Source organism: Streptomyces longisporoflavus, assembly GCF_014649775.1.
Classification (GTDB): Bacteria; Actinomycetota; Actinomycetes; order Streptomycetales; family Streptomycetaceae; genus Streptomyces; species Streptomyces longisporoflavus.
On record NZ_BMTR01000081.1, the window covers coordinates 1,915 to 5,206 of the forward strand.

Annotated in this window: 1 rRNA gene; it reads left to right on the top strand. The window is 56.9% G+C overall.

From position 1 onward, the window contains the following. Positions 1-146: 146 nt before the first annotated feature. Positions 147-3,270: ribosomal RNA gene (locus IE226_RS43280) — 23S ribosomal RNA — on the top strand. The last annotated feature ends 22 nt before the right edge of the window (positions 3,271-3,292 follow it).

Sequence of the window (3,292 nt, forward strand, 5' to 3'; positions counted from 1 at the left end):
GGGTCGGGCCGGGCACGCTGTTGGGTATCTGAGGGTACGGACTTGTTCCCGACCTCAATGCCGACCCCGGTAAAGGTTCGCTTCGGCGGGCTGTGACGGGTGGTTGGTCGTTGTTTGAGAACTGCACAGTGGACGCGAGCATCTGTGGCCAAGTTTTTAAGGGCGCACGGTGGATGCCTTGGCACCAGGAACCGATGAAGGACGTGGGAGGCCACGATAGTCCCCGGGGAGTCGTCAACCAGGCTTTGATCCGGGGGTTTCCGAATGGGGAAACCCGGCAGTCGTCATGGGCTGTCACCCGCTGCTGAACACATAGGCAGTGTGGAGGGAACGCGGGGAAGTGAAACATCTCAGTACCCGCAGGAAGAGAAAACAACCGTGATTCCGGGAGTAGTGGCGAGCGAAACCGGATGAGGCCAAACCGTATACGTGTGAGACCCGGCAGGGGTTGCGTGTGCGGGGTTGTGGGATCTCTCTTTCACAGTCTGCCGGCTGTGAGACGAGTCAGAAACCGTTGATGTAGGCGAAGGACATGCGAAAGGTCCGGCGTAGAGGGTAAGACCCCCGTAGTCGAAACATCAGCGGCTCGTTTGAGAGACACCCAAGTAGCACGGGGCCCGAGAAATCCCGTGTGAATCTGGCGGGACCACCCGTTAAGCCTAAATATTCCCTGGTGACCGATAGCGGATAGTACCGTGAGGGAATGGTGAAAAGTACCGCGGGAGCGGAGTGAAATAGTACCTGAAACCGTGTGCCTACAAGCCGTGGGAGCGTCGCGCAAGGAACTTGTTCCTTGCGTCGTGACTGCGTGCCTTTTGAAGAATGAGCCTGCGAGTTTGCGGTGCGTTGCGAGGTTAACCCGTGTGGGGAAGCCGTAGCGAAAGCGAGTCCGAACAGGGCGATTCAGTAGCGCGCTCAAGACCCGAAGCGGAGTGATCTAGCCATGGGCAGGTTGAAGCGGCTGTAAGAGGTCGTGGAGGACCGAACCCACCAGGGTTGAAAACCTGGGGGATGACCTGTGGTTAGGGGTGAAAGGCCAATCAAACTCCGTGATAGCTGGTTCTCCCCGAAATGCATTTAGGTGCAGCGTCGTGTGTTTCTTGCCGGAGGTAGAGCACTGGATAGGCGATGGGCCCTACCGGGTTACTGACCTTAGCCAAACTCCGAATGCCGGTAAGTGAGAGCGCGGCAGTGAGACTGTGGGGGATAAGCTCCATGGTCGAGAGGGAAACAGCCCAGAGCATCGACTAAGGCCCCTAAGCGTACGCTAAGTGGGAAAGGATGTGGAGTCGCAGAGACAACCAGGAGGTTGGCTTAGAAGCAGCCACCCTTGAAAGAGTGCGTAATAGCTCACTGGTCAAGTGATTCCGCGCCGACAATGTAGCGGGGCTCAAGCGTACCGCCGAAGTCGTGTCATTCATACATTAGGGCCAACGCCTGTATGGATGGGTAGGGGAGCGTCGTGTGCCGGGTGAAGCTGCAGCGGAAGCTAGTGGTGGACGGTTCACGAGTGAGAATGCAGGCATGAGTAGCGATACATACGTGAGAAACGTGTGCGCCGATTGACTAAGGGTTCCTGGGTCAAGCTGATCTGCCCAGGGTAAGTCGGGACCTAAGGCGAGGCCGACAGGCGTAGTCGATGGATAACCGGTTGATATTCCGGTACCCGCTGTGAAGCGTCAAACATCGAGCCCATTAATGCTAAGGCCGTGAAGCCGTCCCGGAGCCTTCGGGCAAAGGGAAGTGGTGGAGCCGCCGACCCAAGGTGGTAGTAGGTGAGTGATGGGGTGACGCAGGAAGGTAGTCCAGCCCGGGCGGTGGTTGTCCCGGGGTAAGGGTGTAGGACGCGAGGTAGGTAAATCCGCCTTGCATTAAGTCTGAGACCTGATGCCGAGCCGATTGTGGTGAAGTGGATGATCCTATGCTGTCGAGAAAAGCCTCTAGCGAGTTTCATGGCGGCCCGTACCCTAAACCGACTCAGGTGGTCAGGTAGAGAATACCGAGGCGTTCGGGTGAACTATGGTTAAGGAACTCGGCAAAATGCCCCCGTAACTTCGGGAGAAGGGGGGCCATCACCGGTGATGACATTTACTGTCTGAGCTGGGGGTGGCCGCAGAGACCAGCGAGAAGCGACTGTTTACTAAAAACACAGGTCCGTGCGAAGCCGTAAGGCGATGTATACGGACTGACGCCTGCCCGGTGCTGGAACGTTAAGGGGACCGGTTAGTCAGGATTCGTCCTGGCGAAGCTGAGAACTTAAGCGCCAGTAAACGGCGGTGGTAACTATAACCATCCTAAGGTAGCGAAATTCCTTGTCGGGTAAGTTCCGACCTGCACGAATGGCGTAACGACTTCTCGACTGTCTCAACCATAGGCCCGGTGAAATTGCACTACGAGTAAAGATGCTCGTTTCGCGCAGCAGGACGGAAAGACCCCGGGACCTTTACTACAGTTTGATATTGGTGTTCGGTTCGGCTTGTGTAGGATAGGTGGGAGACTTTGAAGCGGGCACGCCAGTGTTCGTGGAGTCAACGTTGAAATACCACTCTGGTCGTGCTGGATGTCTAACCTGGGTCCGTGATCCGGATCAGGGACAGTGTCTGATGGGTAGTTTAACTGGGGCGGTTGCCTCCCAAAGAGTAACGGAGGCGCCCAAAGGTTCCCTCAGCCTGGTTGGTAATCAGGTGTTGAGTGTAAGTGCACAAGGGAGCTTGACTGTGAGACCGACGGGTCGAGCAGGGACGAAAGTCGGGACTAGTGATCCGGCGGTGGCTTGTGGAAGCGCCGTCGCTCAACGGATAAAAGGTACCCCGGGGATAACAGGCTGATCTTCCCCAAGAGTCCATATCGACGGGATGGTTTGGCACCTCGATGTCGGCTCGTCGCATCCTGGGGCTGGAGTCGGTCCCAAGGGTTGGGCTGTTCGCCCATTAAAGCGGTACGCGAGCTGGGTTTAGAACGTCGTGAGACAGTTCGGTCCCTATCCGCTGTGCGCGTAGGAATATTGAGAAGGGCTGTCCCTAGTACGAGAGGACCGGGACGGACGAACCTCTGGTGTGCCAGTTGTCCTGCCAAGGGCATGGCTGGTTGGCTACGTTCGGAAAGGATAACCGCTGAAAGCATCTAAGCGGGAAGCCTGCTTCAAGATGAGTATTCCCACCCCCTTTGAGGGGTTAAGGCTCCCAGTAGACGACTGGGTTGATAGGCCAGATCTGGAAGCCCGGTAACGGGTGGAGGTGACTGGTACTAATAGGCCGAGGGCTTGTCCTCAGTTGCTCGCGTCCACTGTGTT